Origin of the sequence: Vibrio sp. T9 (genome assembly GCF_003123985.1) — a bacterium.
In the GTDB taxonomy this organism is placed as follows: Bacteria; Pseudomonadota; Gammaproteobacteria; order Enterobacterales; family Vibrionaceae; genus Vibrio; species Vibrio diabolicus.
The window spans coordinates 149,270-174,907 of record NZ_NIGY01000005.1; the positions used below are offsets into that span (position 1 = coordinate 149,270).

Annotated in this window: 20 protein-coding genes and 1 riboswitch; of the genes, 9 read left to right on the top strand and 11 right to left on the bottom strand. The window is 45.2% G+C overall.

The features are described 5' to 3' along the window. The first annotated feature begins 243 nt into the window (after positions 1-243). Positions 244-344: riboswitch (cyclic di-GMP riboswitch) on the top strand. Positions 345-449: 105 nt separating this feature from the next. Further along, complete coding sequence (gbpA, locus tag CBX98_RS11575; protein ID WP_109169251.1) at positions 450-1,913, top strand: N-acetylglucosamine-binding protein GbpA; 1,464 nt, start codon at positions 450-452, stop codon at positions 1,911-1,913. A 53-nt stretch (positions 1,914-1,966) separates the two neighbouring features. On the opposite strand, the gene CBX98_RS11580 is transcribed toward gbpA, so the two are convergent. Both CBX98_RS11580 and CBX98_RS11585 read right to left on the bottom strand, forming a co-directional pair. After that, positions 1,967-2,839 carry a patatin family protein gene (locus CBX98_RS11580; RefSeq protein WP_048625429.1) on the bottom strand — a complete coding sequence of 291 codons (873 nt, stop codon included), beginning with the start codon at positions 2,837-2,839 and terminating at the stop codon, positions 1,967-1,969. A 178-nt stretch (positions 2,840-3,017) separates the two neighbouring features. Further along, complete coding sequence (locus CBX98_RS11585; RefSeq protein WP_046875716.1) at positions 3,018-3,659, bottom strand: MarC family protein; 642 nt, start codon at positions 3,657-3,659, stop codon at positions 3,018-3,020. Between the two features lie 195 nt (positions 3,660-3,854). On the opposite strand from CBX98_RS11585, the gene nfsA reads away from it, so the two are divergent. Then, complete coding sequence (gene nfsA, locus CBX98_RS11590) at positions 3,855-4,577, top strand: oxygen-insensitive NADPH nitroreductase (RefSeq protein ID WP_109169252.1); 723 nt, start codon at positions 3,855-3,857, stop codon at positions 4,575-4,577. A 69-nt stretch (positions 4,578-4,646) separates the two neighbouring features. Here the strand turns inward: nfsA and CBX98_RS11595 are convergent, their stop codons facing one another. Beyond that, on the bottom strand, positions 4,647-5,546 hold the full coding sequence (locus CBX98_RS11595) for a hypothetical protein (RefSeq protein ID WP_074190350.1): 900 nt from the start codon (positions 5,544-5,546) through the stop codon (positions 4,647-4,649). A 458-nt stretch (positions 5,547-6,004) separates the two neighbouring features. Here CBX98_RS11595 and CBX98_RS11600 point away from each other — a divergent pair, with 458 nt between their 5' ends. The 5 genes from CBX98_RS11600 (at position 6,005) to CBX98_RS11620 (ending at position 13,254) form a co-directional block, all read left to right on the top strand. After that, a complete protein-coding gene (locus CBX98_RS11600) occupies positions 6,005-7,123 on the top strand; it encodes a polysaccharide export protein (protein ID WP_006740798.1) in 1,119 nt (372 codons plus the stop codon). Between the two features lie 130 nt (positions 7,124-7,253). Then, positions 7,254-7,694: a phosphotyrosine protein phosphatase gene (locus tag CBX98_RS11605; protein ID WP_031780663.1), complete on the top strand. Its 441-nt coding sequence runs from the start codon at positions 7,254-7,256 to the stop codon at positions 7,692-7,694. Positions 7,695-7,749: 55 nt separating this feature from the next. Beyond that, positions 7,750-9,915: a polysaccharide biosynthesis tyrosine autokinase gene (locus CBX98_RS11610; RefSeq protein WP_109169253.1), complete on the top strand. Its 2,166-nt coding sequence runs from the start codon at positions 7,750-7,752 to the stop codon at positions 9,913-9,915. A 366-nt stretch (positions 9,916-10,281) separates the two neighbouring features. Beyond that, positions 10,282-11,547: a DUF1835 domain-containing protein gene (locus CBX98_RS11615; protein ID WP_109169254.1), complete on the top strand. Its 1,266-nt coding sequence runs from the start codon at positions 10,282-10,284 to the stop codon at positions 11,545-11,547. A gap of 402 nt (positions 11,548-11,949) precedes the next feature. Next, a complete protein-coding gene (locus tag CBX98_RS11620; RefSeq protein WP_005397791.1) occupies positions 11,950-13,254 on the top strand; it encodes a dicarboxylate/amino acid:cation symporter in 1,305 nt (434 codons plus the stop codon). A 104-nt stretch (positions 13,255-13,358) separates the two neighbouring features. Here the strand turns inward: CBX98_RS11620 and CBX98_RS11625 are convergent, their stop codons facing one another. From CBX98_RS11625 to CBX98_RS11640, 4 genes are all read right to left on the bottom strand, one after another. Then, positions 13,359-13,733: a YkvA family protein gene (locus CBX98_RS11625; RefSeq protein WP_047009638.1), complete on the bottom strand. Its 375-nt coding sequence runs from the start codon at positions 13,731-13,733 to the stop codon at positions 13,359-13,361. 171 nt (positions 13,734-13,904) lie between these two features. Then, a complete protein-coding gene (locus CBX98_RS11630; protein WP_109169255.1) occupies positions 13,905-15,029 on the bottom strand; it encodes a M20 family metallopeptidase in 1,125 nt (374 codons plus the stop codon). 9 nt (positions 15,030-15,038) lie between these two features. Next, entirely contained in the window at positions 15,039-15,506 is a 468-nt protein-coding gene (locus CBX98_RS11635) for a YjiG family protein (protein WP_005458317.1), read from the bottom strand. After that, positions 15,506-16,243: a nucleoside recognition domain-containing protein gene (locus tag CBX98_RS11640; RefSeq protein ID WP_109169256.1), complete on the bottom strand. Its 738-nt coding sequence runs from the start codon at positions 16,241-16,243 to the stop codon at positions 15,506-15,508. Before CBX98_RS11640 ends, CBX98_RS11635 begins: the two co-directional genes overlap by 1 nt. A 448-nt stretch (positions 16,244-16,691) precedes the next feature. Between CBX98_RS11640 and CBX98_RS11645 the strand changes: the two genes are divergently transcribed. Continuing rightward, a complete protein-coding gene (locus CBX98_RS11645) occupies positions 16,692-16,979 on the top strand; it encodes a hypothetical protein (RefSeq protein ID WP_054866868.1) in 288 nt (95 codons plus the stop codon). A gap of 96 nt (positions 16,980-17,075) precedes the next feature. Beyond that, positions 17,076-17,792 carry a DsbA family protein gene (locus CBX98_RS11650; protein ID WP_006740805.1) on the top strand — a complete coding sequence of 239 codons (717 nt, stop codon included), beginning with the start codon at positions 17,076-17,078 and terminating at the stop codon, positions 17,790-17,792. A gap of 67 nt (positions 17,793-17,859) precedes the next feature. On the opposite strand, the gene CBX98_RS11655 is transcribed toward CBX98_RS11650, so the two are convergent. From CBX98_RS11655 to malQ, 4 genes are all read right to left on the bottom strand, one after another. Further along, positions 17,860-19,920 carry an alpha-amylase gene (locus CBX98_RS11655; protein ID WP_109169257.1) on the bottom strand — a complete coding sequence of 687 codons (2,061 nt, stop codon included), beginning with the start codon at positions 19,918-19,920 and terminating at the stop codon, positions 17,860-17,862. A 180-nt stretch (positions 19,921-20,100) separates the two neighbouring features. Continuing rightward, positions 20,101-20,778: a monofunctional biosynthetic peptidoglycan transglycosylase gene (gene mtgA / locus CBX98_RS11660; RefSeq protein ID WP_109169258.1), complete on the bottom strand. Its 678-nt coding sequence runs from the start codon at positions 20,776-20,778 to the stop codon at positions 20,101-20,103. Between the two features lie 151 nt (positions 20,779-20,929). Continuing rightward, positions 20,930-23,125, bottom strand: coding sequence for a 1,4-alpha-glucan branching protein GlgB (gene glgB / locus CBX98_RS11665; RefSeq protein ID WP_242446586.1), 2,196 nt, complete (start codon positions 23,123-23,125; stop codon positions 20,930-20,932). Between the two features lie 282 nt (positions 23,126-23,407). Continuing rightward, positions 23,408-25,588: a 4-alpha-glucanotransferase gene (gene malQ, locus CBX98_RS11670; protein ID WP_005396760.1), complete on the bottom strand. Its 2,181-nt coding sequence runs from the start codon at positions 25,586-25,588 to the stop codon at positions 23,408-23,410. Between the last annotated feature and the right edge of the window lie 50 nt (positions 25,589-25,638).

Genomic DNA, 25,638 nt, shown 5'->3' on the forward strand with positions numbered 1-25,638 from the left:
TTTAAATGGTGCTTCTTCTATCCTTAATACTGCCCCTTCCCACCTTCGACCCAACAACCAATCACTCATTCACTCCAGCTATAGAAAAGACAAAAACAACATGAAAACCAATGCCTTAGAAACAAAACAGCACAATATCAATGAGGTTGGCGTACCGTTACCTTTCAATTTGAGAACATGATTCCATGTCAGTGTCGTTTACTTTTCCACATGTAAATTCTTGAGCTAAATTTTGGCTGCTCAATCACATTTCGGCAAACCACTCGAAAGGGTGGGACGCAAAGCTTCCGGTCTGTCAGCATTCCATCATCAAAAGTAATGCTCATGATAGCGGGGTTGCCATGTTGCAACACTACATTATCCAAAGTATGGATTCATGCAGCGTTGCTTCATGCTCAGCATGCGCCGAGGTGTGACATTAATTTGTCAGCCATAACAGAGGACATGTGATGAAATCCTTCCCAACCAAATCCGTACTTGCATTAGCACTTGCAAGCATTAGCTCAAGTGCTGCGGCTCACGGCTACGTATCAGAAACCAATGATGGTGTCGCTGCAAGTCGCGCGGCACTATGTAAGTATCCAACACCTGATACTAACGAAAAAAATAATAACTGCGGTGCCATTCAATACGAGCCACAAAGTGTTGAAGGTCCTGATGGTTTTCCACAAACAGGGCCTCGCGATGGAAAAATAGCAAGTGCTGAAACCGCTCTAGCTGCCGCTCTTGATGAACAAACTGCCGACCGCTGGATGAAACGTCCTATTCAATCAGGTACACAGACTTTTGAATGGACATTTACCGCTAACCATGTGACGCGTGACTGGAAATATTACATCACCAAACCTGATTGGAACCCAAATGCCTCACTATCACGCGACTCGTTTGATCTGACTCCTTTCTGTGTAGTCGATGGCAATATGGTTCAACCTCCAAAACAGGTGAGCCATCAATGTAATGTGCCTACGCGCGAGGGGTATCACGTCATTCTGGCGGTATGGGATGTTGGCGACACAGCGGCTTCATTTTATAACGTGATCGATGTGAAATTTGATGGCGACAGTCCAGTCATTCCAGATTGGACGCAAGGCGGTCAAATTATTCCGACGATGGGTTTAAATGTTGGAGATTCGGTTTATACGCGCGTATTTGATCAGGCGGGTGAAAACATAGCTTATCGAACCGAGCTAGAAATTACCGATGCAGTCATGGGCAAAGCGAAAAACTGGTCTTACGCTCTAGCAACGAAGATCAACCAAGAGCAAACTAAACTGCAAGCGGGACAGTATGCCGAGGATAAATTCACTCCTGTTTATGGTACTAATCCGGTGTATCTGCAAGCTAATAGCGGCCTTGAGCGTGTAGAAGTCGGCTACAAGATAGAAACTCCCGTTCCAGAGTACTCACTCACAGTAGATGGCTTAGCAGACGAGTATATCATTGAGTCAACACCGACAACGTTGGATCTGACACTCACTGCTAAAGGCGATTTAAACGCAGAACTCACCGTGTACAATCACCACCGTGAGCCACTTGCAAGCTGGGCAGACGAAATGAAAGACGGCTCGGTGGAGGCAGTATCGCTCGCTTTAAGCAAATCAGAGCCTGGTCACCATATGCTCGTGACTCGTATTAAAGACAAAGATGGCAACTTGGTGGATCAGCAAACGCTCGACTTTCACTTAAAAGAAGAGTCAGTAACGCCACCACCATCTGGCGAGTACGATTTTGTCTTCCCTGAAGGGCTATCTAGCTACACAGCGGGCACAAAAGTGCTTGCAAGCGACGGTGCCATTTACCAATGTAAACCCTTCCCATACTCTGGTTACTGTGTACAGTGGAAAGAAAGCGCAAACCAATACGAACCAGGAACAGGTTCACACTGGGAAATGGCTTGGGACAAAGTCAACTAAATCGCCCTTTGAACGTTAAGTAAAAAGAGCCTCGCTATGAGGCTCTTTCATTATCAAACGCAAAAATGGCAGTTTTCCCGATCTAAACCATGAACACCTGACAAATTGGCCAAATGAGCCCGCCCTTCGATCAGCCCCATTTCATAACCTTCCAATAGAACGTTTTGTCGCATTGATAAGCGCTGAACAGGAAAATTATCTGGTGGTGCAATCACTCTGACATGCGTTCCCGGTGGAGGGTTACGAATAAATTCCAACGATTGATTGTAGTTATCTGCACGTCTTAACATCGCGTCCGCCATTTTAGGATGTTCGGCAAATAACTTCTTCATCAGCCATGTGGTTTTTACTGGCTTCTTGGCATAATTTAGCGGGTGAGAAAGCACAACGGTTATGTCGCGAGCCCCGCGACGATAAGCCTCACGCACCGGGATAGAATCTGCAACCCCACCATCGGTATAGCAGCCTCCAGAAAAGCAAGGGGTGTGCTTGTATGCAATGGGTAACGCTGTTGTCGCTTCAATCGCATGATGAAAATTATCACGCGTCACGCGATAATAGTCTGCCTGTCCTGTATCTACATTCGTCGTCGCTGCCAGAAAAGGAATACCATTAAACAGTTTATTTTCATCGACGGGATACAAACGATTAGACTCTTCAAACAGCCACTTCACATCAATGAGATCCCCACCTTTAACGAATCGAGTCGGATCAAAAAAGCGTTTACTCGTTGCCAGCTTAGTAATGACATTAATGCTGCGATGTGGATAGTCGGTCAAATAACCAATCAAGTTTGATGCGCCAGCAGATACACCAATGGCAAAATCAAACGGTTTATAACTCTGCTCTAAAAACGCATCTAGCACTCCGCTTGCAAAGACACCTCGCATCGCGCCACCTTCCACTACAATTGCTTTTGTTGCCATATTTCCCCCATTATTCTTGCCAAAAGAGTAATGAAATTCGTGCAATCAAAACAATTGAATATTCTTATTATTGAAATAGGTGAAGTCTATTTATTTCTTTCTTAGAAAGTGAAAACTAAAATTCAAAAAATCCACACCAGCTAGAAATGTAGGTGTGGATTTAGAGAGATGGAGACGCCTATGAGAAAACAGTTTTATAGGCTTCGCCCGCGCCATCAATAAACATTTGAGTACCGATAACCGCTAGGATTAAGCCCATCATTTTCGTCACGACGTTCAGAGCACTCGGTCCAACTGCTTTGACCAATTTGTCTCCAAATAAAAACAGTATATAGGTAATAACACACAACACAGCAAAAGAAACGATGGTAATAATGGTTTGATCAAAACCACCCGCCGTAGCAAAGTTCATCGCGGTAGCAATCGTTCCAGGCCCTGCTAATATCGGCATTGCAAGTGGAGAAACGGCAATGCTCAACGCCGCCTGCTGCTGCGCTGGAGAATACGCTTTCTCTTTAGTTTTCTGATGCGTCGAATCACCTTGAAGCATATTAAAACCGATCAAAAACACCAAGATACCGCCCGTTATTCGCAAGGCGTACAGCGTGATACCAAACAAATCAAAAATTAATTTACCGGCGATCGAAAATATCGCAATGATGACAAATGCAATAAAAACCGAACGAAGCGCCATGGAACGCACGGTTTCTCTATCCTCATCAGCCGTTAAACTCAAAAAGATAGGAATATTGGCGATGGGGTTCATGATCGCAAAGAAGCCCATAAACACCGTGACTGTATGAACGATGAGTTCTTTCATATTTTCCACTGCAGTTAAATTGTTGATTCTAAAAACAGTATATACGCTCTCAAGCAGAACGAGTGATGTATTCTCTATTCATCTTCACACTTATGCGCTAAGCATTGTTTTTCTTTTGAGATAGTTTACCGACTCATCAAATATCGCTAAGGTGAAGCTTCAGCCTTTACATGTAACAGGGGATGTTAAGTCACCATGAACAGTACGATACAAACAATTCTCAATCACCGCTCAATTCGAAAGTTCACCTCACAACATATTGAGAGCGAACAATTAGAAACGATTCTACAAGCTGGCCTTGCGGCGTCTTCATCAAGTATGTTGCAAGTCGTCTCAATTATCCGCGTTACCGATAAAGAAAAGCGTACGCTATTGGCACAATATGCGGGGAATCAAGGGTACGTTGAAAGCGCGGCTGAGTTTTTGGTGTTTTGCATTGATTACCAGCGCCACGCCAGCATCAATCCTGATGTTCAAGCTGATTTCACCGAGTTAACACTTATCGGTGCTGTTGATTCTGGCATCATGGCACAAAACTGCTTACTTGCAGCAGAGTCTATGGGACTAGGAGGCGTGTATATTGGTGGCTTACGAAACAATGCTCAAAAAGTCGACGAGTTATTAGGCTTACCTAAAAATACAGCCATTTTATTTGGTATGTGTCTAGGTCATCCAGATCAAGCCCCTGAAGTTAAGCCACGTCTACCTGCTCATGTCGTGGTGCACGAGAATCAATATCAAGACCTAAATTTGGATGATATTCAGGCTTATGACCAAACCATGCAAAACTACTATGCAAACCGTTCGAGCAATCAAAAACAAAGCACTTGGTCACAAGAAGTCACCAGTAAACTAGCTGGCGAATCACGTCCGCACATCCTACCTTACTTAAACAGTAAAGGGCTCACTAAAAGGTGATGAACACAGTACGATAGGATCAAAAAAGGCCTCTGAAGAGGCCTTTAGAATTTATCAGCAAAAACTCGCTTAGTTACCGCCTGTCGCGCCAGTACCATCTCCAGGTTGTGGTTCTGGTTTAATTGGCTTACCAGGTTTCGCTTCAGGAATGGTAGGAACAGTTGGTTTAATTTGATCTACAGGTTTACCTTCAGCGATATCTTTTTCAACCTGCTCAACAACGTTCTTTGTATCTTCTTCAGAAATCTCTACGTAAATCACGTCATCAGAACCCGCACTAGCTTTAGGGTAATGTGGATTTTTCGCAATCACTTCTTCGGTAATCGATTTTGCAGCAACTGCTACAGCTTCAGGTGCAGCTGTTGGGTTTGCTTTAATGATATCCGATACAACGTTCGCTGTAGCAACTAACTTCGTAGCAAGTGCACTATTACCGCCTTCACTTTGAAGATCTTCAACTACTGACTCTGTATCACGAAGGATTTCATCAACCGTTTTACCACTTGCATTGATATCAATACCTAAGTTCTCGAATACTTTTTCGGCGATATCAGAAGAGTAAACCTCACCTTCTTTCAAAGAGTTAGAAACCAAAGTCGTAAATGGAGAGCCTGTTACTAATGAATCCGCCTGCGCTAAGCCTTGAGGGATTTTGTAGTCAGATGTAATAGGTTTGCCATTTGATGCGTCTTTACTCTCATCAGTATGCGTCAATACGAAAGCACAGTCACCTGGCGCATTTACGACATTGATATTTTCAAAACGCGCTTCACCAACCATACCTTCATAGTTTGTTGTCTTTTCAATCGCGTCGTATGTTTCACCACCACATACAGCTTGAACCTTCATGCCGATAACAGCTGGGTCATAAGCCTGAACCGAGTATCTTTTTACCTCAGGGTCGCTGTCACTACCACAACCTGCTAGTAGGACTGCTGCCACACTTGCCGTTAAAAGTTTGATTTTCAAAATTAGCTCCAATATTTGTTGTTATATCCGACCGCAACAGGAAGCATAACGGCAGTTGCATATGGTGTAAATAGTATACATACAACTTTGGCATGAGTTTTTTCACATTCCCGCCTGTTTACTTGTGCAAAATCATGCATTCATCTCAATAACGTTAAATAGACACAATTTTGTCATGTATTCGTCAGTATTTTTTTAAGTATCTTGTTGCCTTTATTGCAACCAGATGGATAATAGTTGACTATTTTTTGTGGGTCAGATTTTTACACCTTCATTAATGAAACTAAGAGCTCTAAGTCGCTAGCAGCCATTTGGAGTGTTTATTACACAAATAATTCTGAATGGACTCGCTTTCTAAAGGCTTAAAACTGCAGTAAATCGTCAACATTGATGAAATGCAGTTCAATTAGAATGAACCAATTTCAGTCGGCAAACTTTCTTTCGGTAGTTATAAACCAATGAACACATTTAATAAATTTTTGGGGATATCAGTACTTCCTATCCTTCTTACAGGGTGTACTCTGCCTGGTAGCCACCTTTCGGTCAGTGACAAAACAGTAATGAGCACTGAATCGAGTGATATAGAATCGCAGGTTACGGTTTATCCTTTAACTTTGGAGCGAGTGACCTCTTTAAATTCAATAGATCCTTTTTCAAAGCCAAATCCAGAGTTAGATATTGAAATCGCCAAGTATGAATACGAAGTAGGGCCTGGTGATATCTTAAATATTACTATTTGGGACCACCCAGAGCTCACGATCCCAGCTGGCTCATATCGTAGTTCAGCCGAAGCAGGTAACTGGGTGCACTCAGATGGCACGATCTTCTACCCTTACATTGGCGTTGTACACGTTGAAGGTAAAAACGTTCGCCAAATTCGTGCAGACATTGCCAACCGTCTTGCAAAATACATTGAGAGCCCGCAAGTCGATGTAAGCGTTGCAGCTTTTCGTTCTAAAAAGACTTATGTGACTGGCGAAGTGAACAAGCCAGGGCAACAACCAATCACAAACATTCCTCTTACACTTCTTGATGCCGTGAATAGAGCAGGCGGACTGGCAGCCGAAGCCGATTGGCGTAATGCAACACTGACGCGAAACGGTGTGGTTGAAAATGTCTCTTTATACGCTCTGATGCAACAAGGCGACTTAACTCAAAACCGTCTTCTAAAGCCCGGTGATATTGTTCATATTCCCCGTAACGATGCACAAAAAGTATTTGTTATGGGCGAAGTTAACGATCCGAAGCTACTCAAAATTGATCGCAGCGGTATGAGCCTTACTGAGGCTCTAAGTAGCGTTGGTGGTATTAATGAAATCTCCGCCGATGCCACTGGCGTTTTCGTCATCAGACGTTCAAAAGAAGAAGCTAAAATGGCGGACATCTATCAGTTAGATGTTTCTGATGCTTCTGCTTTGGTGATTGGAACAGAGTTTGATCTCAACCCATACGACATAGTCTATGTAACAGCCGCGCCTGTTAGCCGTTGGAACCGCGTTATTGCTCAACTTGTTCCAACCATTTCCGGCTTTAACGAATTAACCGAAGGTGTACTACGAGTACGCACTTGGCCGTAAAAACGACGTGCCGCAAGAAAGTTATCTCTTGCGGCATGCATTCAATAGTTACGTAGCTCAATTGTGCAATATAAAGAAGCAAGCACTCCAGTTGGGATCATAGGCATACAATTTAAAATAGGGTAAGCATTTGTTTTCTAATATTCTTGTCGTCTGTGTAGGTAATATTTGCCGCTCTCCAACAGGAGAGCGGCTTTTGCAGTCTTTACTACCAAACAAACATGTCGCGTCAGCGGGAATCGCGGTGGATAAAAGTCATTTAACAGGAAAAGCTGCTGATGATATGGCAACCACCATCGCGAACGAACATGGCGTAAGCTTAGATGGACACGAAGCACGACAATTAACACCTGAGCTTTGCGCTCAATACGATCTGATATTGGTTATGGAAAAAGGTCATTTAGAAGCCTTAACCAAAGTCGCTCCTGAGGCACGAGGCAAAACGATGCTGTTTGGACAATGGATAAGTGAAAAAAACATTCCTGATCCATACAGACAAAGTAGAGAAGCCTTCGAACATGCTTATACGCTTATAGAAAAAGCAGCAAAAGCGTGGTCTCAAAAACTATAAGCCGCAAGGCTAAATATATAAACGCCAATGGCAAGGTATTTAAGAAGTTAAAGTAATGACAACACAAACTATTAAGCAATCACGTCAAGCCGACGATGAGATCGATTTGGGAAAGTTATTTGGGATCATTCTTGATGCCAAATGGCTCATTCTATGTACCGTAGTCCTATTTTCAATTATAGGCGTCGGCGTTGCCATTCTATCAACACCTATCTACAAAGCTGACGCTCTTATCCAAATTGAAAGTAAGAGCTCCGGTGGTATTTCAGCGATGGTTGGTGATATGGGAGAGCTGTTTTCAGCAGAGTCATCAGCGACAACAGAAATTGAGATCATTAAATCTCGTATGATTTTGGGTGGTACCGTTGATAAGTTCAACTTAACCACGGTCGTCTCTCCGAATTACATGCCTATCGTCGGTAAGGGCTTAGCTCGACTGCAAGGCGAACAAATCAGTCTGAGCGTTTCACGATTTAATACCCCTTATTACGCAGTTGGAATTCCTCTAACTCTCGAAGTTATTGATTCTGAAAAACAGACGTTCAGACTTATAGAAGATGACAATAACGTCATTTTAGAAGGTAAGGTTGGCGAGCTCATTGAAAAGAACGGCTATCAATTCTTAGCTACAGAAATGATAGCGCAAGACGGCGCATCGTTTACCGTGAGTAAAGTCAGCAAATTAGATGCAATTAATAAACTTCAAGAAAACTTATCGATAAGCGAACGTGGTAAGCAAACCGGGATTATTTCTTTAAGCTTCTCTGGTGAAGATCGCGCTAAGATTCAAGCTATCTTGAACGACATTAGCCAGAACTACTTCTTGCAAAACGTTCAAAGAAACTCAGCAGAGGCAGAGCAAAGTCTCGAGTTCTTGAAAGGTCACCTTCCAGACATCAAAACAAAACTGACCGCTTCTGAAGACGTTTTAAATCGATTCCGTCAAGAAAATGAATCTATCGACTTAGGCCTTGAAGCTCAATCAACGCTGAAAGTGATGGTTGAATTAGAAGCGCAGTTAAATGAGCTTACATTCAAAGAGAGTGAAATCAGCCAGCGCTTTACACAAGATCACCCGGCTTATAAGTCTCTGCTTGATAAACGTGAGACGCTACTCAAAGAGAAAGAGCGTCTTAATAAACAAGTTCAAAAGTTACCGAAAACACAGCGTGAAGTTCTACGCATGACGCGCGATGTAGAAGTAAACCAACAAATCTACATCCAGCTATTGAACAAGGTTCAAGAGCTCAACATCATTAAAGCAGGAACCGTTGGCAACGTTCGAATCTTAGATAACGCTCAATCGTTCTCTAAGCCAATCAAGCCGAAAAAAGCGCTTATCGTTGTGCTAGCAACACTGCTTGGCGGCATGGCAGGCGTGGCTTTCGTATTAATTCGTGCGGCATTCCACCGTGGTGTAGAAACACCAGATCAAATTGAGCAGATTGGTATGCCTGTTTACGCTAGCGTTCCAAAATCTATTCAACAACTGGAATTTGCAAACAAGCTTAAACGAAACAAAGGCAGCAACGATGAGCTAGTCCTTCTTGCTGAAGCTAACCCGGCCGATCTTTCCATCGAGGCCCTGCGTAGTCTTCGTACTAGCCTGCACTTTGCGATGATGGAAGCGAAGAACAATGTTCTTATGATTTCAGGTCCAGCACCATCTATCGGTAAAACGTTCGTATCGACAAACTTTGCAGCCGTCGCTGCGAAAACAGGTCAGAAAGTACTGCTTATCGATGCAGATATGCGTAAAGGTTATTTGCAGCAATGTTTTGGTTTACGTTGGGATAACGGCCTTTCTGATTATTTGAGCGGCAAGACATCCCATAGCAATATCATTAAATCAACATCCATCGACAATCTAGATGTGGTTACTCGTGGCCAAGTACCACCAAACCCGTCAGAGCTTTTGATGCATCCTCGCTTTAAGAGCTTTGTTGACGAAATGTCGGCGCAGTACGATCTTGTGATCATCGATACGCCGCCTGTACTCGCGGTTACCGACCCAAGCATTGTTGGTGCAATCGCAGGAACAACACTGATGGTAGCTCGTTTTGATCAAACGACTTTGAAGGAAATTGAAGTCGCACAAGGCCGCTTTGAACAATCCGGCGTGGAAGTAAAAGGCGTGATTCTAAACGCCGTAGAAAAGAAAGCGTCAAACTCATACGGATATGGTTACGGTTACTATAACTACGCTTACAAGAGCGAGTAATTAATATCTACATGTATTACAAAGCCCTGCTAGACCTAGCAGGGCTTTTTTATTACTGGATCCTGTAATGCATATCTACTAGAAAACGGATGGTCGTTCACATCTACATAGGCATTGGCTGTCAAACTATTCAGCACTTCTTTAATGGGGCTGATATTTTGTGATGCGGTTCTCTCATGAATAGTTGCATGATGGATTGTGAAACCCTACTATCAGTTTGCTCACGCCTAAAGCCCCCAACACTCGCGGAAAGAACTTGGTTCACGGCAACTCTTCCACCCTGCTCTGTATAGCAGGAACAATCTGTTTTTACCTTCTTTTTAGCTTCTATTTAGGCGAGTGTGGAAGAGATAAGAAAGGTGAAAAATGAACTCTACAAATAGCTTCTTAATCAACATTAACCAACAAAAATCCGTTGCTAAAAAAAGGCTCAAAGCTATACGTCAACACGATGATGAGATGTTGGATCGAGTTAAGCGATTTCACTCCAAACCAGAATCATTAGCTCCCAATACAATTCAATTAGCTGACGTTCAACATTCGCTAGCCAGAGAATTAGGTTTACCAAGTTGGAGTAAATTAAAAGCGCATGTCGAAGAGTTAGAAGCTCACAAAGACGCCATCAAAAAACACTTCCCTCCTCTTGATAGCGAACTAAAAACGCTCCATGTCCGCTGTGGGCATGATATTCAGCAACGGCTTAAAGACAGCGGATTCGAGGGGACATTTTTAGCCCTGATAGATCCGCTTTGTATGGGTCCAATCCCAGCAACACCACAAAACTTCCTTGCCATTCGTGCCCAATATGTCGTAGAGACTCTGCTGCCCGTGATGAAGCGTGAGGATTCAGTGCAAGATATTGTCAAATTTGAGCAAGCTAATATTGATACGCTGCTCAGTGATACATTTGAACGAATCGTCTTTTGGGTCGAACATGACAGCTATGACCAATTAATGCTGCTTCGTGCCCTAACGTTGTTAGAGAATGTAGAAAACAAGGTGATAGAGATCATTGAGTTGAACCAGTTCCCTAGCACTGAGCGATTCATCGGTTTGGGGCAGTTGCCTAAAGAGGCTATTCGCGCTTGTTGGCAATACCGTAAACCCGTGACAGCCAAATTATTCAGTCAGGCTAAACATTCCTGGCACGCTGTCACATCACCGACACCCATCTCTATGGTTAATTTGATCGAGCAGCATGATCTAGATTGCTTACCCAATATGCTCAACGTGCTAATACGCCATATGCAAGAGTTACCTCATTCACAAACAGGATTAAGCTTGACTCAGCAGATTGCATTAGAGGTCCTAAGTTCTCAAAATCGTTCAATTCTCATCAAAGATTGGTTTGAGCAATATCAACAACGTGAACCTCTACCTTACTTGGGCGATGTGATGTTTTACGCCTTACTCCTCCCTCTAGCACAATGTCAAACGCCTTTAATCACGATTGAGTCACGTGAAAGGGACTGGTGGGAACAGAGCGTCCATATCACTGAGGCTGGTCAGCATTGTTTGGAAGGCTTCATGCTAGCGAAGCAATGCTATTGGGTTGGGGGTATTAGCAATACCAATCAGAATAATTGGAGTTGGGATCACCTCCAATTATCTACATTGACCAACCATCATTGATTCAGCGGATAGGTAACATAAGCAGGGGCATAGACGGCTCGTTAGCCCCTTGTGTTCAGCCCAATACAAAAACAGTCAAAAAGAGACGGCTTCTAGCCTGAATAAAATCTAGATAGTTATGCAAGAGCAACACTCCTTAAAGGTAATATGCACTCCATTTACTACCAAAAATAAATGTAAACACTCCTTCTTATCGGTTGTATGTTCGATAAAAGTGTTAAAATACAAACTTTTCGACCAGTCAAATAGTTAAGATTTGGTTAAAACTCTATTTTTATTAGTGATAAAGTTCACATCTATTAACCATTTAGAGGATTATTCTTTCGTATTTTCTCACTCCACTGCTACTCTGCTCGCCGCTTTGAAGTGAACTCAAGGTGCATAACTATAAGGAGTGTTCTCATGAATACCAAGAAACCGATGTCGCTAACCAGCCGCGTAATTTTGGGTATGGTAGCGGGTATCTTGACAGGATTTGCAATTCGCACACTTTTTGCCGGCAACGGATTTGTCGACGCATACATTGTTAATGGATTATTTGAAGTTGGTGGACAGATCTTCGTCGCCAGCTTAAAAATGCTCGTAGTCCCTCTAGTGTTTGTTTCACTAGTTTGTGGTACTAGCTCCCTCAAAGACCTTTCTACACTGGGTCGCATGGGTGGTAAAACCCTCGCTTTCTACGTTACAACAACGGCTATCGCGATTACGCTTGCTCTAACTATGGGTACTCTGTTCCAGCCAGGTGCTGGCGCTGACCTAACCGCAGCAAGTTCATTCAAATCAGCAGAAGCACCATCTTTGGGTCAGGTGATCATCGATATGTTCCCAACCAACCCTATCAGTGCAATGGCTGAAGGTAAAACCCTGCAAGTTATTGTTTTCGCAGTGCTATTTGGTATTGCGATCAGCGCAGCAGGCAAACCTGGTGAACGTATTGCAGCGTTCTTCTCTGATCTGAATGAAGTGATCATGAAACTGGTAGCGATTTTGATGAACTTAGCGCCTTATGGTGTGTTCTTCTTAATGGCGAAGCTATTTACTGGTCTTGGTCTGGGCGCGATCGTCAATCTGGCAGAGTACTTCTTAGTACTGGCGGGTACACTTGTCCTACACGGTCTAGTTACTTACAGCTTAATGTTAAAAGGTTTCACCGGTCTAAACCCAATTACGTTCCTACGTAAGATGGAAGACGCGATCATGTTTGCTTTCTCGACCGCATCATCAAACGCGACGATTCCAGTGACAATGGAAACGGCTAAGCACCGTATGGGGGTTGAGAACCGCGTATCATCGTTCACAGTACCACTTGGTGCAACCGTGAATATGGACGGTACGGCGATCATGCAAGGTGTAGCAACCGCCTTTATTGCTCAAGCCTTCAATATTGATTTAACTATGGGCGATTACCTCATGGTAATCATGACAGCTACATTAGCATCTATCGGTACTGCGGGTGTCCCTGGTGTTGGCCTTGTAATGCTAGCCATGGTATTGAACCAAGTTGGTCTGCCTCTTGAAGGTATCGCGCTCATCATGGGTGTTGACCGTCTTCTTGATATGATTCGTACCGCGGTAAACATCACTGGTGACAGTGCAGTTACCGTCATTGTCGCAAAATCAGAAGGGGCATTGGATGAAGCTCGCTTCAACGATCCAATGGCAGGCGTAGCCGAAGAAGAAGTGCATCTTAAACGCGCTGACGCCTAAATCGTTCTACGATTACCATTCTGAAATTATATAGTCCTGTCTAAAAGAAAGCCCCGATGGAAACATCGGGGCTTTTGTTTTCTCCGCGTCTAGAAACGCTCTTTCTAATCCGCCATCGAATTCAGTTTTTCTCTGGCTTGTTCTTCGTGTTCTTTAGTAATGGCATTGCCGACTGAGTTAGCGGCTAAGGTAAGCGCTGCCATGTCATCGGTAAAGCCGACGCCTGCTAACACATCTGGCACCATATCGGTTGGTAATACAAAGTAAGCCAATGCGCCACCTAAAATCGCCTTATGGCGAACGGCGGTGTTGGAATCTGTCATCGCGAGCCATGATTTTATGCCCATTACGGCAATTTCTTCACCCGCTTTCTTAACCGACCCTTTCATTTTTCGCCAGAAGGTTTTCTCATCTGGCGCTTGCATCGTTTGATCTTTGGCGTCTTTCGGCGCCGATTTTACAGACATTGTTGTGCTCATCGTTGCCTCCGAAATTTATGACTGTGGTCAACATATTAATAAATCGAACCTGAACGCAAGATTAATAACAAGAAATGATAGTAAAGTGAAACAAAAACACAGATAGAAAAATCCCCAAACCGAAGTCCGGGGATTATTGTCTTGGGAACCAAGCTTTAGAAGCAGAATGCCTTATTGAGCAATCTTCTCCAGTACACGCATCAGCATTTTGATACGTGGTTCGATAGACTCAAGCAACAAGTACTCTTGGTCACTGTGGAAACCTGCACCGATAGGTCCTAGACCATCCAAAGTTGGAATGCCAAGAATTGCCGTATTGTTTGCATCAGAGCCGCCACCCACTTCTTTCCAGTTGATGTCGATAGCCAGTTCACTTGCGGCTTCTTCAACTAATGCTATCAGACTTTCAGTTTGCGCGCTTGGCACCATAGAAGGTTTGTAAGCTTCACGAACCAACTCGATGCTAACGCCATCAACAAATGGTGTCTCCAGCATGCCGTTTAGCTTGCTATCGACATCATCGTACTCATCGTTATTCCAGAAACGCACATCCACGATCGCTTCAGCGTGCTCAGGGACGATGTTTGCGCCGTTACCGCCAGACACAATACCCACGTTTAATGTGGTACCAGATTCGAAGTTCGTCATGGCATTGATTGCGAGAATCCAGTTCGCCATCTCGGTAATTGCACTGCGGCCATTTTCTGGCTCGTTGCCAGCGTGGGCCGCCACGCCGTTAAACGTGATTTTGTAACGCGCCATGCCTTTGCGCGCTTTGACTAAACCGCCGTCTGCACGTGCTGCTTCTGCCACCAATACGTTCTTCGCGTTTTTTGCAACAGATTGAATCCAGTCGACCGAATCTAACGATCCGGTTTCTTCGTCTGGGTTCATGCAGATACAAATCGACAGTTTATCCAACACCGCTTGGTCGAGGTTACGCATCGCGTACACAATATTCAGCAAGCCAGATTTCATGTCCGAGACACCCGGACCGTACGCTTTTTCAGCGTCTTGAGACATAGGACGTAACTCTGCGGTACCGACAGGGAACACTGTGTCCATGTGACCAATCAGCATCACGTCAACTTGCTCAGCTTCAGGCTTGTTTCGAACTTCAAGACCGATACCCGCTCTGCCACAGTCGATGCGTTTTACGCTCCAACCTGACATCGCTTGGTACTTCTCTTCAAATTGAGAAGCGATGAACTCAATGCCATCAGTGGTGTACGTGCCACAATCGACATTGATGAGAGGACGAAGTTCTTCGAGATATTCATTGAGAGAAAACTGCATGATTGCCCCCTAAACAAACAAGTTCATGACTAGCATTGCGCCAAATGCGTTCAATACGGAAATCGCAATCATAATTGGGATATAACGACCTTCAGTACCGATAGGTCCCATAATTCGCCCCATGTACTGAACCTGTGAGCCCATTAGGTAAATTGCAGGTGCAAGAATCGCAATGTGCGTACCGTTCAAGATGCCTTGGTCAAACAATGTGATAACCACGCCAACTGCGCCGCCCATCGACATCCAAGCACCAATCAGCACCGCAGCCGCTTCACCTGGCAAACCAAAAACCGCCATTACTGGAGAAAATACCGAGCCCATCAAATCCAACGCGCCAGTAATCTGCAACGCTTTAATGATGACAAACGCCATAAGAACGTTAGGCACGGTTGATGTTGTCGCAATAACCCAGCCTTTTTTAGCGCCTTCAACGAAAATATCCGTCACCATCGGCTTACTTACTTTTACGTCACTCATTACGCCGTCTCCTCTTTTAAGTTCTCAGATTTGTTTTGCTCTTGCTTGTCTTCTTTACCTTCTGTGATGTTTAGGTAGATACGGAATAAGTTCGCGCCCACAATTTTAAACAAGAACATCACCACAACCGCCAAACCAATAGAAGACGTTACGGCAAGCGAACCATCCGCCATCGTCAGCGTAAACAGCACCGCCCCTGAGGAGAAAAAGTTAACAATGGTGGCACCAGCGGTGAACTGGAACATAGTGAACACATCGGTTTCGCGTTTGGTAAGATGGCCTTCATCTTTAAGCTGACGAGTCATCGCCGCACCTGCGTCGGTACTTTGCAGCGAAGCGATAAGAGCCAAACCAGAGTTACCTGGGATGCCCATTAGAGGACGTAGAAGAGGAGTAAGAAGCTTACGAGCTGCTTCAAGCGCACCATAGTGCTCAAGTACATTGATCATACCCAGTGCGAACATAACGGTAGGAATCAAAGTAAGTGCAAAAATGAAACCGTCACGTGCACCGCTACCACCAGTACCACGAAGCGACGTTGTTGCAACTTGCACACCGTCAGCCGTTTCGGTAACACCATAAGCCACCTTGCCGAAAGAGCCATTCAACGTGGTGAAATCAAATACGCCATACCATTCGTTCGATTGCATGAGACCAGAGAAGAAGACGACCGCAAACGCCAGTGCAACGTAACACCCCAGCGTAACCTTGCGCTCGGCTTGAACAGGATTTTTCATAACATTACCTACACATGTGGGACAGGACACATATGTTCACCCGAATAATGTGCTAGAGAGATGATCAAAATCAATCCGCCTGCCGAACATTCTGGCGACTCAGTTATGAAGTTTTGTTTTATGATTTTAATCACATTTGAAAGATAATAAAAATTTGTGCTAACAATTAGGTATATTAATCTATACCGATGCCTCTGGACTTCTTCATCAATCAGACCAATGATTCCAACGAATATTGCTTTCTACAACATTCATGACGTACTTCATGCTTTGGCATTGAGGCGATATCGATTAACTCGAAAGTAACATTCCATAATGAAATTTAGGTTAGGATTGTCCGGTCATATGCAAACGGCATAAACCAGAATCAACAGGACTAAGCAGCCCATTGTTACGCTCACAACCTAAAATAGCCAAGTGGACACTCGCCCTCGTGTTTTGGGTGGTGATGGTATGTTTAAGCCAAAACTCCGGCTTCTCGAAAAGCTGCCCTAAGGCTCACCAAATACAGAGTCAGCAAGATGAAAGCGTGAATTTATCACCATCTTGCGACCTTTCAGAGAAGCTAGTTCAAGCGTACCAACACCAGTTGGACCATATTCTTATTCCATTTTTTCTGTTTGCTTTGATTGTGGCGCTGCCGATGGCATCCACAGCAATTCATTATCTGGAATACACAGAACCGATACCGGAAAAGTGTCGGGTTCACCTAAAACTTTGTGTGTTTAGAGAATAAACCTAGCAAGGCGAGAGACCTTCTCGCCTGACTTTTGTACGTATTTTATTCACTTCACATAACAAACAACGAAATCTAAAAGTTTTAGGAAATATTATGACATTCACTCGTACACTTTTGACGTTAATGATGGCTATCGTACCTGCCGTATCTTTCGCATCAGAAAAGACCGCAGAACAAAAGCTAGAGGAAGTTACTCAGATACTAAAAGAGAATCCTCAAATTCTTGATTCATTACACCAAAACCTTCAAGAGTACATTGCGTATCAACAGTCATTTGGAGATACCTTGAAGGAGGTTCGTCACTATCTAAGTGATGGCAAACATTCCTCTTTTGGAGCTGAAAACCCTGAGTTAACCATTATTAACGTAACGGACTACAGTTGCCCTTTTTGTAAACGTTTAGAAGGAGAACTGGTCAAAGTTGGTAAGGAATACCCGCAGATAAAAGTGCTTAACCTCAATGTCTCTTTTAAAGAACAATACGAGAAAAACGGCTACAACTCGGCAAGTTACGCATTAAATGTTTGGCAAAACCAGCGAGATAAGTACGAACAAGTGCATGAGTTATTGGTGAAAAAACCGGGCGCACATGATGCACGCTCGTTAAAGCAAATCGCGAAGAAAACAGGGACAGAAGCGCAGCTTGTCGACGACAAAGAGACCAAAGCGCTGCTTGATAAGAACTATCAGTATTTCACGCAACTTGGTTTACGCGGCACGCCTGCGTTGATCATTAATGATCAAGTCATTCCTGGCTATGTGCCGTTTGACGAGCTAGAAAAAGTCATCGACCAAGAACTGGCGAACTAAAACAACAAAGCCCTTCCTTGATAACTCAAGGAAGGGCTTTTTATTTATCGACATAAAGAGCGTTTAGTTACTTATTACGTCCTACAAACGCCACGACGACTTTGTCATTGCCAAGCGAACGAGAGAACACATACGCGCCTTCTTGTTCAATCACTTCGTGCTGACCCGCACCAATCGCTGGGTGCGCTTGACGAAACTGACCAAGGGTTTGCCAATGTTTCAGCAGCGCTTGCTTCTCATCCGATAGTTTCCATACCATGTCAGAGCGTGTGCCTTGGTGGAAATCATCCGCGTAAGGGCCAATGTTACGACCCACTTCATCACCATAATAAACCTGAACCGCACCTGGGCTAAGAAGCAATGCGTTCGCCGCGTTACGTTGCATGCCGTAATCTTTAAAACGTGAGAAAAACAACTCCGTATCGTGAGAAGACATGTAACTGACTGGGTTAAAGTCTTTCTCGTTCGCGATAGTTTCCGCATAGCTTTGGTAAGTGTCTGCCATTTGGCTAAAGCACGCCGCGCCTTTGTCTAGCTTCTTCTGCATATCGAAGTTGATCAACGCGTCAAAACCATCATCGAAATAAGGGCTGCGATACGCGGTGTGTCCCCAGACTTCGCCCATCATCCAGAACGGCTGACCTGATTTGCCATTTTCTTTACGCCACTGCTCTAGGCTGTTCGATGCCTCTTCTTTCAAGCGTTTCCACACATCACCTTCAACGTGTTTCACCGTATCGACGCGATAGCCATCAATGCCAAAGCGTTTCACCCAATCAGTTTGCCACTCAATTAGATAATCCGAGACGGTGTAATTGTCACGCGCCTTTACGCGAGTACCAGGGTTATCCAATAACCATTGCGCTGGCTTCACGGTTTTGTCTGATTCGGTGATAAAGTCAGGCAAACCCGCCAATGACATAGTGATATCACTGCTACCCGGAGCTGGGTATCCCGGTAGACCTGTTCTTACCCAGTCACCGCCCCACCATTTCGACCAGTTAGGACTCTGATAATCAATATTCTGGTGATAGCTATGCCAATTTTCACCCGCTTTTGGTTGCCAGTCGCCCCATTTCTTGGGCAGATCGGCATTAGGCTTTAACACATCGATACCGTCGAACTGTAGATCCGCCAATGTTGAGTAACCAGAATGGTTGATAACCGCATCCATCAAGACTTTGAGGCCTCGTTTGTGCGCCTCTTCCACCAGCGTTTTTAAATCTTCTTCGTTACCGAAGTTCTCATCAATCTTGGTGAAATCGCGCGTCCAGTAGCCGTGGTATGCATAAAACGGAAATGAACCACTATCGCCACCACCGACAAAGCCGTGCACTTGCTCAACGATTGGCGACAACCAAATCGCGTCTGTACCTAGGCTCTTAATGTAATCCAGTTTCTCAATCACGCCTTTAAGGTCACCGCCGTGGAAAGTACCTATCTCTTCTTTGCCGTCTTTTTTGCGACCATAACTGTTGTCGTTACTTGCGTCTGCGTTGTTGAAACGGTCGACCATCACGAAGTAAATGTTGGCATTGCGATAATCAAATGGCACCGCTTCTTTGGTTTTCTGTACAGGCTCTAAAAGCACTAGGCCGCCAGAGTCTTTGCTTGGCGTCAGCGATACTTGCTGATCTTTCACTTCAACCATTTGCCCCGAGTAAGCATCTCGCAACTTGGTGCCATCCGGGAAACTATCACCTAACGCAATAGTGACTTCTCCGCCTTGGTAAACCTCACATTGCACTTGTGGGATTGGGCGTTTGAACTCTGTCTTGGTGGCTTTCTTGGGTTCGCGCTTAAAGCGCAGTGTTTTCGCTTCCGCATCAAAAGCGAAAGAGTAATCGCCGGTAAAACGGATTTTTAACGGTAGTTCCGTTGGCTTACCGCAGTTCAGCGCAAGAGGTTTGTTGAACTTCACTTTCTGACCATCGGGTGCAACGCAGTCACCTTCAACGCCCGTGATTTTTAGCGTGTATCCGTCTTTGGTTAGAGGCACAACCAAAGGCTGTTCTGCACTTAGTGGGAAGTCACGGCTGTTGGTCGTGGTAGAAATGGTGATGTTAGGCTCGGCGATGGCACTTGCCGACGCAAGCAGTAAAGTAGTGGTAATCAGGTTCAGTTTCATCGTTCAGTCCATTGGCAGCACATGGTAACCATGCACATTTATTAGTTTTATTCACACTAATTGTGCCTAGATAAGAAACTGAACACATCATTCTAACTGCCTACGCCCCAAAGGTTGTGACGCTTCACATTTTATTGATATAGGGGCGTAGTTCTATTTAAACACAATGGATTGAGGGACTTAAAGTTGCACGCTGCCAAGATTGCTCATTTGGTTCATCGCCCATCTTGTGCGGCGAGCAGTGTAATCACTTTGTGGATAGACTTTGATTCGATATGGGTTTGGCAACACCACGGCTAAACGCGCTGCTTGCCACTTCGAGAGTTGCTTTGCACTGACACCAAAATAATTCTGCGCCGCCGCTTCAGCGCCGTAAATACCGGGACCAAATTCAACCACATTTAGATACACTTCGAGAATGCGCTCTTTGCTCCACATCAGCTCCATTAGCAAGGCAAAGTAAAGCTCGTAAGCCTTGCGAGCGTAGGAGTGAGAAGGAAACAAAAACACATTTTTCGCAGCTTGTTGGGTAATGGTGCTCGCGCCTCTCGACGGACCATTATCACCGGCCTCGGCAATCACGTCGAATAGCGATTCGAAGTCCAATCCATAGTGATGAGGGAATTTTTGGTCTTCGGTCGCAATCACCGCTAACTGCATATTTTTTGAAATACGCGACAAGGGTACCCATTCGTGTTGGCTGCTGTCTGGATAGTTCTTTGGTGGCACAACAATGCGGCTTAACTTCCATCCCCATATTGGCGGATCGACATATTTCACCACACCAACCAAAACGATTGGGGCGATCAGTAATATCAACACCATTTTAAATAGAAATGACTTAAGCCTTTTCAACATGTGTGGCTCCCCAATGCATTAGCGATTGATGATAAACAAACCAGCGAGCTTGCCTGATTCAATCAGGAACAACAAGTTTTCGAGGTAAAAAATAGGTCAAAAAAAGCCCGATTTACAATGTAAAACGGGCTTAGAATTTGATTAGACTGAATTATTTATTCAGCTTGTAGAACACGGTTGAAAGTGGTGGTAAACGAAGCTCAAGTGATTGAGGCAGTGATTCACTTTCGACTTTTTCCGTTTTCACACTGGTCTGCACTTTAAAATCGCTGCCGCCGTATTTGCTGTCGTCCGTGTTCAGCAGTAGTTCGTATTGACCTGCATTTGGAACGCCTAAACGAAAACGCTCGTGTGGTACGGGCGTAAAGTTGGTGATGATCAAAATACGCTCACCTTCTTTACTGATACGCTCGTGCGCTAGGATACTCGCATCCGCTTCGTCTTGTAGACGCCACTCAAAACCAGCAGGAACACAATCTTGATCGTGCATCGCCGCTTCATTGCGGTACAAGTGGTTCAAATCGCGCATCAGCTTTTGAACGCCTTGATGACGTTCGTATTCCAGCAAGAACCATTGCAACTGATCATCGTGGTTCCACTCCGCCGTTTGGCCGATTTCCGCGCCCATGAAGTTCAGCTTTTTGCCCGGTTGACCATACATGTAACCGTAGTATGCACGTAGGTTTGCGGTTTGCTGCCATTCATCGCCCGGCATCTTGTTATGGATAGAGCCTTTGCCGTACACCACCTCATCGTGAGAGAGAGACAAGACGTAGTTTTCGCTGTGCGCATAAACCAACGGGAATGTGATGGTATTGTGGTGGTATTTGCGGTGAACAGGATCTTCTTTGATGTATGAAAGACTGTCGTGCATCCACCCCATATTCCACTTGAAGCCAAAACCTAAACCACCCATAAAGGTTGGCGCAGACACCCCCGGAAACGCCGTTGACTCTTCCGCAATCGTCATAGCATTCGGGAAGTGCTTGTACACTTCTTCGTTCATCCATTTTAAGGTTGCGATTGCGTCGTAGTTTTCGTTGCCACCGTCGACGTTCGGTACCCACTGATCGTGGCTACGTGAATAATCGAGATAGAGCATCGACGCGACTGCGTCCACGCGAATGCCATCAATATGGAATTGTTCAAACCAGTACAGCGCATTCGATACAAGGAAGCGACGCACATGTTCACGACCTAAATCGTAGATGTACGAATTCCAATCTTGGTGCCAACCGCGACGTGGGTCCGGGTCGTGGAACAGCGGTGTGCCGTCAAAGTTTGCTAAACCGTGGTCATCCGATGGGAAATGCGCCGGAACCCAATCCAGCACCACACCGATACCAGCTTGGTGACATGCATCCACGAAGAATTTGAAATCATCAGGAGAGCCGTAACGGCTAGTTGGCGCAAATAAGCCAACGGGTTGATAGCCCCATGAACCGTAGAATGGATGCTCAGAAACAGGCATCAGCTCAACGTGGGTGTAGCCCATATCCACAAGGTATGGCACCAACTGCTCCGCGAGTTCGCGGTAGTTGAGGAAATCACCTTTCTCGTCGCGCTTCCATGATCCAGCATGCAGCTCATAAAACGATAACGCTTCATCACGCTTTTGTGTCACTGCGCGGTTTTGCCATTTTGCATCTTGCCATTGGTAACGCTTGTGATCGTAAGTAATGGACGCGAACGATGGGTACTGCTCAGAGTAAAAACCCCAAGGGTCTTGTTTGTGTGGCAGCCCTTCCCCATTTGGCCCTTTGAGCTCAAATTTGTACTGAACGCCTTCTTCTAAGCCAGGAATGAACAAACCCCAAATGCCATAATCTAAACGTTGCATTGGGTGACGACGACCGTCCCATTGGTTGAAGCACCCCACAAGGCTAACAGCCGATGCATGCGGTGCGTAGACAAGGAAGCGAACACCGGAGATGTTTTCACCGCCACGTTCTAGCGTGACAAAGTGTGCGCCCATATAGTGATACATGTCTTTGGGCGTATGCAGATGCTCGTACTCTTGGTAAATATTGTGGTACTGGTACGGGTCATCAATAATTTGTTCAACACCATTCCAATCGACCGCCAAACGGTAGTGGGTCAGGTGTAAATCGCGTTGCTCTTTTAAGATGAAACCGCTGTCACCATCACGCTCAAGCGCCACGCGAGGTTCGCCATTAACAAGCAGTTCAACCTTGTTTGCGCCCGGCATCCACACTCGCAGCGATCCTTCGCCATCATCAATGAATGGCCCCAACGCCGAAAATGGGTCTGAGTAAGCCGCCTCAGCAAGCAGTTCATATGCGCGTTCGTGTTGTTTCTTTATTTTCTTGGTTTTGGTGGTTTTCAAATCTTTCTCCCTAGAGCCAATATCCTTTTCAAGACCAGAAATCTGAATCAAACATCGGTTTCTCCACAGCCAACGTTGTGAACTCACAAAAGACTTCGCTTAAAACATGTATGCATCAAGCGATGTCAAAAACAAAAAATGCCCGCTATTGTCGCGGGCATAATAACGGTACTTCATCCTAACGGATTGTGTTTTCGGAATGAGTGACCTAGACGGAACTTTCGTACCTCTGAGCTAACAAAATTGGTAATCCGCTCATTCATCTACGTCACTCTACGCATCTTATTTGCTCGCCTGTGCGCGAACTTCAGTGAGGCGTTTAGAAATGCGATTCACATCTTCACGGCTGAAGATTTCATCTAGGTTCATCGACAGCTTACGACGCCAGTTTGGATACTCATCCACCGTGCCAGGAATGTTGACCGGTTGATCCATTTCTAGCCAGTCTTCAAGCTGAACGCTAAGCAGTGCAGAGTCACCCGCTGCCACGTGCAGTTGCAGCGCTTCGCTTAGGTACGAGTCCATCGGTACGTACTGAGCATCATGACCAATGCCTTCTGGCAAATAGCCGTGCCAGCGAACGCTGTCTAAGATGCCTTGCTTGCACTTCAAGCGATCAGCAAATAAGCCTTCCAACTGTTTTTCATCTGGGTACAGGCCAATCTCACGACCCATTTTCAAATCATCGCAGTGCCAGAAACCACGCAGGGTTGGCATGTCATGCGTACACAGTGCCGCCATCGATTGCTCTGCGTAGTGCTTCGGAGAAATGAACCCACCGTCTTCTTTCGAAGTTTCGAAGAAGAATACTTTGTATGAGTGCACACCTGCATCGCGTAGGATATCGACGATTTCATCTGGCACAGTACCCAAGTCTTCACCAATCACTGAACACTGATGACGGTGTGACTCAAGCGCTAGGATTGCGAGCATGTCTTCCACTGGGTAGTACAGATACGCACCTTCTGTCGCCTTCTCACCTTTTGGAATCCACCATAAACGAAGTAGACCAAGTACGTGGTCGATACGCAATGCACCACAGTGCTTCATGTTGGCACGTAACAACTTGATGTATGCGTCGTAGCCAGTCGCTTCTAAAACTTGAGGGTTAAGCGGTGGCAGACCCCAGTTTTGACCCAGAGGACCAAGTACATCCGGCGGCGCACCGATGCTGGCGTCCAACACTAAGTTACCGTCGTCGGCCCAAGTTTCACTGCCTGAGTCGGCAACACCGACAGCAAGGTCACGGTACAAGCCCACAGCCATGCCTTTTTCTTCTGCCAGTGACTGCGCTTCTTTGATTTGATCGTCTGCGATCCACTGTAGGTACATGTACAAGTGAACGCGGTCTTGGTTGTCTTTGATGTATTTCTGAGTACCGGCTGCGTCGAATGTGCGGTATTTCTCAGGGAATACAGGCCAACCCCACATGTTTGAATCTTCTGCGTGTAAATCAGCATGAAGCGCATCGAATGCAGCTTGGTGTAACAAGCTGTCGCCACCTTTTTCTACAAAGTCCAAGAATGCACGAGCGCGGTCGGTGTTTTTGTCTAAATGGCGAGCTTTAAACTCACTAAACAGCAGCGGAAGAACGCTCATTTTCAGTTGCGAAACTTCTGTGTAGTTCACCCAATGAGAGTCACGTGCTTTTTGTAGACGCTGTTGAAACTCTGCACTGCCAACACGTTGCTGAGCTTCAGCACTCAGTGCGAATTCAGGTACAGAACTTACGTCGATGTACATGATATTCAACCAACGACGAGAAGACGGGCTGTATGGGCTCGCGCCTTCTGGGTTCGCTGGGAACAGTGAGTGAATCGGGTTCAAACCAATGAAGTCACCGCCACGAGAAGCGATATCGCTCACCAACTGTTTTAGGTCACCAAAATCACCGATACCCCAGTTGTGCTGAGTACGCAGTGTGTAAAGCTGGATACTAGGACCCCATAGCTTTTTATGTTGGTTTAGATCGTCTTGTTTGAAACACGCTTTCGGCGTGATGATCAATGACATCTCGTAAGGCGTTTTACGACGCTTACGGCTGACAATCAATTTGTGATAACCCCAAGCCAAGTTCTTTGGCAATGCAAACACTAGAGGGCCACCCTCAGCACGCTCATCACGAACAATTTGGGACTGAAGATAGCCTTCAAGTACCTCTCCTTGTTCTGTTTCTAAACGCCAGCTGAATTCACTCTCACGAGCACTCGTACCTAGGTTTAGTTCCACTTCGACTGGTTCGCCGTCGCGTAAAACAAGAACAGGGGCTAGTACGTCTTTTTTATGTTTCTTTTCAGCAGAAGCCAATAGTTTTTCATCGCTGCTAGTATCGTAGCCAAGCGAAGCGAGCAAGCGGCGTAGCGTCTCCTCAGACACTTTTGCCTCATCTCCCCAAGCACTGACATAGCTATCAGCCAATCTCGCCATTTCCGCGACTTTCTTTAATGCTGTTTGTTCTTTCATCGCTTTCTCCGAAGGTAATACCAACACCTTCCATGTAGGGTTTTATTGTT

What these genes read in the sequence shown, in the direction of transcription:
- mtgA (WP_109169258.1), bottom strand. Translation starts at nt 20,778, where the DNA reads ATGTTGAAAAGGCTTAAGTCATTTCTATTTAAAATGGTGTTGATATTA.
- CBX98_RS11655 (WP_109169257.1), bottom strand. Translation starts at nt 19,920, where the DNA reads ATGAAACTGAACCTGATTACCACTACTTTACTGCTTGCGTCGGCAAGT.
- CBX98_RS11615 (WP_109169254.1), top strand. Translation starts at nt 10,282, where the DNA reads ATGAACTCTACAAATAGCTTCTTAATCAACATTAACCAACAAAAATCC.
- CBX98_RS11640 (WP_109169256.1), bottom strand. Translation starts at nt 16,243, where the DNA reads ATGAAAAATCCTGTTCAAGCCGAGCGCAAGGTTACGCTGGGGTGTTAC.
- CBX98_RS11630 (WP_109169255.1), bottom strand. Translation starts at nt 15,029, where the DNA reads ATGCAGTTTTCTCTCAATGAATATCTCGAAGAACTTCGTCCTCTCATC.
- CBX98_RS11580 (WP_048625429.1), bottom strand. Translation starts at nt 2,839, where the DNA reads ATGGCAACAAAAGCAATTGTAGTGGAAGGTGGCGCGATGCGAGGTGTC.
- nfsA (WP_109169252.1), top strand. Translation starts at nt 3,855, where the DNA reads ATGAACAGTACGATACAAACAATTCTCAATCACCGCTCAATTCGAAAG.
- CBX98_RS11645 (WP_054866868.1), top strand. Translation starts at nt 16,692, where the DNA reads ATGGTATGTTTAAGCCAAAACTCCGGCTTCTCGAAAAGCTGCCCTAAG.
- CBX98_RS11600 (WP_006740798.1), top strand. Translation starts at nt 6,005, where the DNA reads ATGAACACATTTAATAAATTTTTGGGGATATCAGTACTTCCTATCCTT.
- gbpA (WP_109169251.1), top strand. Translation starts at nt 450, where the DNA reads ATGAAATCCTTCCCAACCAAATCCGTACTTGCATTAGCACTTGCAAGC.
- CBX98_RS11620 (WP_005397791.1), top strand. Translation starts at nt 11,950, where the DNA reads ATGAATACCAAGAAACCGATGTCGCTAACCAGCCGCGTAATTTTGGGT.
- CBX98_RS11625 (WP_047009638.1), bottom strand. Translation starts at nt 13,733, where the DNA reads ATGAGCACAACAATGTCTGTAAAATCGGCGCCGAAAGACGCCAAAGAT.
- CBX98_RS11650 (WP_006740805.1), top strand. Translation starts at nt 17,076, where the DNA reads ATGACATTCACTCGTACACTTTTGACGTTAATGATGGCTATCGTACCT.
- CBX98_RS11635 (WP_005458317.1), bottom strand. Translation starts at nt 15,506, where the DNA reads ATGAGTGACGTAAAAGTAAGTAAGCCGATGGTGACGGATATTTTCGTT.
- CBX98_RS11585 (WP_046875716.1), bottom strand. Translation starts at nt 3,659, where the DNA reads ATGAAAGAACTCATCGTTCATACAGTCACGGTGTTTATGGGCTTCTTT.
- malQ (WP_005396760.1), bottom strand. Translation starts at nt 25,588, where the DNA reads ATGAAAGAACAAACAGCATTAAAGAAAGTCGCGGAAATGGCGAGATTG.
- CBX98_RS11610 (WP_109169253.1), top strand. Translation starts at nt 7,750, where the DNA reads ATGACAACACAAACTATTAAGCAATCACGTCAAGCCGACGATGAGATC.